Origin of the sequence: Pseudomonas sp. HY2-MNA-CIBAN-0224 (assembly GCF_040310285.1) — a bacterium.
GTDB lineage: Bacteria > Pseudomonadota > Gammaproteobacteria > Pseudomonadales > Pseudomonadaceae > Aquipseudomonas > Aquipseudomonas helleri.
The window spans coordinates 1-6,021 of sequence record NZ_JBEOPQ010000115.1 but is presented as its reverse complement, the minus strand read 5'-3'; the positions used below and the strand labels follow the sequence as shown (position 1 = coordinate 6,021).

Genomic DNA, 6,021 nt, shown 5'->3' with positions numbered 1-6,021 from the left:
CTTTGGCTTTGACGGTAAAGGAAACTCGCCGGATAACAGCTATAGCAACGATGTCACCAATGTGGCGCGGCTTTATGAGCTATATCCGGATCATGCGGATACGCAATTGCCGCAGGAAGCGGAAGAGGCTTTTTTAAAGGTCTACCTCGAAGGCATCGGTACAGTCACCGGGCAGGCTGACTCGCTCTATAGCCAGGGCAGCGGTCAAGGCAGCTCAGGGATTGTGGCGAGAGTTGAGCAAGCGCCTGCGCTGATTTTGGAGCAGGTTCGAAGGCTGCAAAAAATCAATCCCGGCATAAAAATTTGGCGAATCGTCTTCGACCTGTTTGGTTTCAGCCGTGGCGCTGCTGCCGCACGGCATTGCGCGAATGACCTGCTAAAGGGGCCGAAAAGCCTTATCGCCCAATCGATCCCTCCGGGAACGAAGGGCATGTCAGATGGCTTCAGATGGCGCCACCGAACAGATTTCAACCTCAACTTTATCGGCCTGTTTGACACTGTGGCAGGTGTGGTTGCGCCCTTGAGCGGCGACTTTAGCCCACACAATGCCAGCAACCCGGGCCTTGACCTGTACCTTGCCCCGGGCATTGCGCGCCATGTGGTGCAATTTGTGGCGCGCAACGAATATCGTCACAACTTCTCACTGACCCGCACCGACAATGACGTCGAGCTGCCCGGCGTCCACTCCGATATTGGTGGCGGTTATTTGCCTTTGGCCACTGAAAAAGTGCTGTTGAGTAAACCCCAGAGCAGTCAGGTGCCTGTCGACATGCCAGAAACCTCCACGGTCGCTTATGACCGAGCCCGGCAGTTGATGGGGGTTATGCTGCCAGACCTGGAGCCCTATCTGCAGCGCTGGAGTGTTGACACATGGGCGGTGGTTCTGCCTTACAACAAACGCCGTGACATGTTTGCCGAGAAACGCGTGTATGCCGCCCTTCGCAGTGAGCGGCAAGTGCATGGCCAGTTGTCACTGATTTACTTGCGGGCCATGCGCGAGCTGGGGATACGAAACGGGGTTCCTTTCAAGGACGTTCCCGAGACCCCTGCATTTGCTTTACCGGCAGACCTGCATTCCATCGCCATCAAACTGCAAGCCTATGCCGTCGGCGACAGCTTTCCCGGACTGACCCATGAAGAGGTGGCTTTACTACAGCGCAAATACATCCACTTGTCAGGCAATTGGAATGCTGCCAGCGGCAAGAACAACAGCGACATTGAGGTGCTCTTTATCAATCGGCCGGCTGCGGGCGGTAAACGGGCGGTGCATCCCAATGAATAAATTCAAGCTGCTAGTGATGTGCGGTGTACTTGGGTTGATGGTGGGCTGTGCCAAGGGCAGTAATGGGCTGCCCTATGATGGCTGGCGGCTTGGATTGTTCGCTCCCAACTATATGGAAGTGTGGATCGAAACCGCAGATGCGGTGGATGTGCGAGACCGTGTATTCAGGCGAGCAATGAGCGGAGTGGCCGCAATTCAGACTCCTAAAAACCTCAAAGGTAATCCTCGTGGTTGGCCCAGCTACCCCGGTTGGGGCGCCGGCAAGTATGTTTACGGGGCTGCGGTACCACGCTTGATCTATGTGCGCTGGCAATCATTGGTAGAGCCACAAACCTACGAGGCTTATATCGTGATCCCCACAGCCATTCAGCAGGCCATGGTCAAGCCTGAGAAAGCCTTTTGCGAGTTCGATGGCAAATGGATCACTGATTATCGCAAAGGTGTGACAGTAGGACTGGCACCCGGCGGTATTGCCAAAGTGTGGATTTCAGGCCCTTGCGTCAGCCCAATCGAAGTGGCCAGGGTTCAGGGCGAAGTCGTTAAAGAAGGGCCTTCTGGCGGCCAGACTAATGGCAAATATGCCTTGCCGTTAGAGCCAGAAACAAAAGCCTACATTGAAAAATACGGGGTGCCTTATGGCTCTTGGTAAAGGTCCGCTTCTGCACACGGGCGGAGCATCCCAATGACTACATTCAAGCTGCTATGGGTGTGCGTTGTGCTTGGGTTGATAGTGGGCTGTGCCAAGGGCAGTAATGGGCTGCCCTATGATGGCTGGCGGCTTGGACTGTTCGCCCCCAACTATATGGAAGTGTGGATCGAAACCGCAGATGCGGTGGATGTGCGAGACCGTGTATTCAAACGAGCCATGAGTGGAGTAGCCGCTATCCAGACTCCTAAAAACCTCAAAGGTAATCCTCGCGGTTGGCCAAGTTATCCCGGTTGGGGTAAAGGTAAATATGTTTACGGGGCTGCTGTACCACGCCTGATCTATGTGCGCTGGCAATCACTGGTGGAGCCACAAACCTACGAGGCTTATATCGTGATCCCCGAAGCCATTCAGCAGGCCATAGTCAAGCCTGAGAAAGCCTTTTGCGAGTTCGATGACAAATGGATCACTGATTACCGCAAAGGCGTGACCGTAGGGTTGGCACCCGGCGGTATTGCCAAAGTGTGGATTTCAGGCCCTTGCGTCAGCCCAATCGAAGTGGCCAGGGTTCAGGGCGAAGTCGTTAAGGAAGGGCCTGATGGCGGTCGATCTGGTGGCAATTATGCCTTGCCCTTGAAACCAGAAACAAAAGCCTACATCGAAAAATACGGGGTGCCGTATGGCTCTTGGTAAAGAGCCTCCGAGGCGACACTGCGGTGTTCAGCCGCGGATGACTCACTACGCGCCACTGACCATGGCTTTAGCGTGTCAGTGCGCGACAGGGTTCGTGTCAGCTTTCAAACCCGCCTTCCAGGGCGTGTATTCAATTTGGTGAACCAGGCTGGTCAAACCCGTGGCCTTGAAGCCCGGCATAGCGCTCATGTCGGTCTGTTTGCAGCGGGCGATCAGGGCGCGGAGTAAAACATCGTCCTGCTTGAACTCGGCCCGGCGCAGTACATGAGGGCTAAGGCTGGCCGCGCATTCCTGTACATGGCCACTGTTGTCGGTCATGACGATCAGGGTTGCGACACCGATGCTGTCGACAGGCAGCGGTGCGAACAGTTGCCGGTACAGAAAATCGTCTTGCGCCTTGGCTTGCACGGCCTCGTACCGTTTGAGACGTTGCTCGGCGCTCATCCCGGTCAATGGGCCAACCGCTATCGGCGCCACTACGTTTGCAGTGCGCTTCTTTGGGTTGATTAATGACGATGGCAACTCGGGGAGTACGGCCGTCCAGCATATCGGTAGCAAGTCTTTGGCCAGTTTTGCGTTGTAAGGGTAGAGTTTCGGGTCGAAATTGCGGTTGATCTGGGTGTCGCAACCGATCACCCGATTATGTTCATCCAGGGTGATTTTCAGATTAAAACTGCCACTGCGGCCCTCGCTATTGGCCAGATTGCCTGCAGGGCGCAGCACCCTGGTCATCAGCGCTTCGTACAGTGCGCGTTGCCGGGCCTGTTCATTTTCCTGCGTGGGAGTGAGCGTAGTCGCGCCGGTATCCGTGGCGGTGGACTGGCAGCCCGCCAGTAGCAGGCCAGCAAGCGTGAGGGGGAATGCGCGTTTGAACATGACGATCCTTGTGCGAGAGACAGGCCTGGTCGAGCATTTGTCGACGTTTAGCGGGCCGCAGTCTATCTCAGTCAGAGTGCTTCATGCACATGAGATCTATTCGTATTTATTGGGGCGTAGCGTCATTGCCGTTTGAGGTCGAGCGCGGGCCTGCAAGCCGGAAGCGCCTGAGCGCCTCCGGTTAACCGCAATGGATCAGAACAACCATTGGGCGCCGATGGAGTAGCCGGTCTGGCTGCCTTCATCGTTGCCCAGGCGGCCATTGATCTCGGCATACAGGCCCAGTTGCGGGGTGATGGCGAGTTGGCTGCCGAGCTGGGCACGGCCATAGCTCTTGTCGACGCTGCCCAGGCGCGCGCCGCGCGCCTGGCCGTCGGCGCGGCTGGTGAGGAGGACATCATCCAGACGCCCATCGCCCATTTCCTTGACCCAGGCGATGTCGCCGTAAGGTTGCAGGCTCATACCGGCCGGCAGGACAAACGTGCCGCGTGCACGCCAACCGAGGCTGGCTTGCACAGAGTCGAAGCTCTGCTCTTCGTAGCTCAGGGCGGTGCGCAGGTCTTGTTTCTCGTGGAACTTATCGATGCGGTAGTGGCTGTAATCCAGGCCTGCAAATGGGCCGCTTTTGAGCGCGCCGAAATCAAAGTCATAGCCGCCGATCACGCGGGCACCCAGGCTGAGTGCGTCCGTCTTGCCGGTCAGTTTCTGGCTCAGCAGCACAGGGCCGCCGTTGGCCTGAATCACCAGATTACGTTTGCTGTCGAACTGGGTAGTGCCAGCGCTCAAGTCACCGGCCAGCCAGAGTGGGCCGCCATCGTTGAGCAAGGCGTAGACCGCTGCCTGCCAGCTTTCGCTGTCGAGTTTCCCGCCGCGTTCCAGTTTGTCGCGCCCGTTCAGGTAGCTCAGGCTGGCGCCTACGCTCAGGCTGGAAGTCAGTTGGTAGTCGCCCAGCGCATGCAAGCCAAGACGGCGACCTTCGTTGAACGGGCCGCTGTCTGCGCTATATTCGCCATCGATACCGATTTCGCCATCAAAACTGCCGACGTCGCGGCTGGCCGCTTGCAACGTCAACCAGCGGCGATCCAGCAGATTGACCTGGGCCTGATGCTGGCGTTGCAGGTTGTCTTGTTGAGCGCGTGCGACCGCGCCGCCCGAGGCGGTGGAAGCCATCAAGTCAGCGTTGGTCAACTCCAGCACCAGACGGCTGAGCAGTCGCGAATAGTCGCGCAGGCGCTGGTCGATGCGTTCCTGGCCGAAGGCGTTGGTGAGCACGGCTTCGTTATCTTTCTTCGGGTCATGCCAGGTCGAACCGCCAGGAATGGCCGGGTTATCGGTCTGGGTGTAACCGTCCAGATCCCCCAGTTCCCAGTTGGTGGCCTCGACGTAGAGCACCGGGATATTCAGCTTTTCAAACGATTCGCCATCACTGCAGCAACCGGTGCCAGCCGGGTAAGCGGCATCGAGGCCAGGGTTGCTGAACAGGTTGATGTTGAGTTCTTTGGCGAGCTTGAACGCGTGCTCACGCAATGAGGCCAGGCCCGGATTGCTGACGCTGTTTTTGCCGGAGTGGGCGTACATCATGTCGCCGGTAATCAGGCTGTCGAGGTTAATCATGGCCAGCATGTTCTCGCGCTGGCTGGCGCTCAAGCTGTTGACGAAGGCTTTGGAGCCTTGCAGGCCTTCTTCTTCCGCACCAAAGCCAATCACTTGCAGGCCGTATTCGAGCGGCACGCCGTTGAGGTTACGGGCGATTTCGGTGAGCACGCTGGCGCCAGAACCGTTGTCATCCAGGCCTTGCAGGGTCGGGCGGCCAAAGTACGTGTCGAAATGCGCACCGACCACCACGTATTGCGGCTTGCTACCCGCCGCGTAGGCCACCACGTTTTGCGAGCTGCGGCTGTTACCGGCCCCCCAGGAAAAATCCTGGCGGCTGATGCTGTACGCATCGCCCATCTGGCTTTGCATCCAGTCGGCGGCACCGGCAAAGTTGGACGTGCCCCGGTAGCGGCCGGGGTAGTCGTTAATCAGCTTATCGAGGGTAGTTGCAGCATGTTCGCCGTAGTTATAGGCATGGCCTTGGGTTGACAGCAGGGCGCCGGCAACGCTGACAGCGAGTGCGAGGGGTTTGATCACAACGTCTTCCTTGGAGTTATTAGAGGTTTAGCGATTTATCCTGTTGCAGGATGTGCGCCCTCTATTGGGCGTGTACGACATATTGACGCACTGTATTAAGCCTTTGTCGCTCCTGTATAAACGGGCGCACTTTTTTGCGTCCGAACACGATCATCCCGATCAGGGCGCGGCTCGAAATCGGGCAGGATTATGCGGTAATGCTGCGAAAAGTAGCACTGTGCTATCGGCTGTTCAGCCCATAAACGTTAAATAGACCGACCCCTGTAGGAGCGAGCTTGCCTCGCGATCTTTTCAACAATCAAGAGATCGCGAGACAAGCTCGCTCTTATCAAACATAAAATAACCCATTGTTTTTATTCAAAAAAACTACCCAGCTTTTTCAAGCCTCCAT

The 6,021-nt window shown here is 57.0% G+C and carries 5 protein-coding genes; 3 read left to right on the top strand and 2 right to left on the bottom strand.

All coding sequences use genetic code 11. From position 1 onward, the window contains the following. From AAEZ03_RS25465 to AAEZ03_RS25455, 3 genes are all read left to right on the top strand, one after another. Positions 1-1,282: T6SS phospholipase effector Tle1-like catalytic domain-containing protein (locus tag AAEZ03_RS25465; RefSeq protein ID WP_350582452.1), on the top strand; the 1,282-nt coding region annotated here is incomplete at its 5' end. After that, positions 1,275-1,931, top strand: coding sequence for a DUF2931 family protein (locus AAEZ03_RS25460; RefSeq protein WP_350582450.1), 657 nt, complete (start codon positions 1,275-1,277; stop codon positions 1,929-1,931). The genes AAEZ03_RS25465 and AAEZ03_RS25460, both read left to right, overlap by 8 nt. 33 nt (positions 1,932-1,964) lie before the next feature. Continuing rightward, positions 1,965-2,621 (top strand): DUF2931 family protein, encoded by a 657-nt coding sequence (locus tag AAEZ03_RS25455; RefSeq protein WP_350582447.1) that lies wholly within the window; start codon positions 1,965-1,967, stop codon positions 2,619-2,621. A gap of 75 nt (positions 2,622-2,696) precedes the next feature. Here the strand turns inward: AAEZ03_RS25455 and AAEZ03_RS25450 are convergent, their stop codons facing one another. Together AAEZ03_RS25450 and AAEZ03_RS25445 are read right to left on the bottom strand one after the other, a co-directional pair. Beyond that, positions 2,697-3,497, bottom strand: a complete 801-nt coding sequence (locus AAEZ03_RS25450; RefSeq protein ID WP_350582445.1) for a hypothetical protein — start codon at positions 3,495-3,497, stop codon at positions 2,697-2,699. 195 nt (positions 3,498-3,692) lie between these two features. Then, positions 3,693-5,630 carry an autotransporter domain-containing protein gene (locus AAEZ03_RS25445; RefSeq protein WP_350582443.1) on the bottom strand — a complete coding sequence of 646 codons (1,938 nt, stop codon included), beginning with the start codon at positions 5,628-5,630 and terminating at the stop codon, positions 3,693-3,695. Positions 5,631-6,021 lie beyond the last annotated feature (391 nt).

Bases quoted from the DNA above. Each gene is read 5' to 3' on its own strand.
- AAEZ03_RS25460 (WP_350582450.1), top strand. From the start codon at position 1,275: ATGAATAAATTCAAGCTGCTAGTGATGTGCGGTGTACTTGGGTTGATG.
- AAEZ03_RS25455 (WP_350582447.1), top strand. From the start codon at position 1,965: ATGACTACATTCAAGCTGCTATGGGTGTGCGTTGTGCTTGGGTTGATA.
- AAEZ03_RS25450 (WP_350582445.1), bottom strand. From the start codon at position 3,497: ATGTTCAAACGCGCATTCCCCCTCACGCTTGCTGGCCTGCTACTGGCG.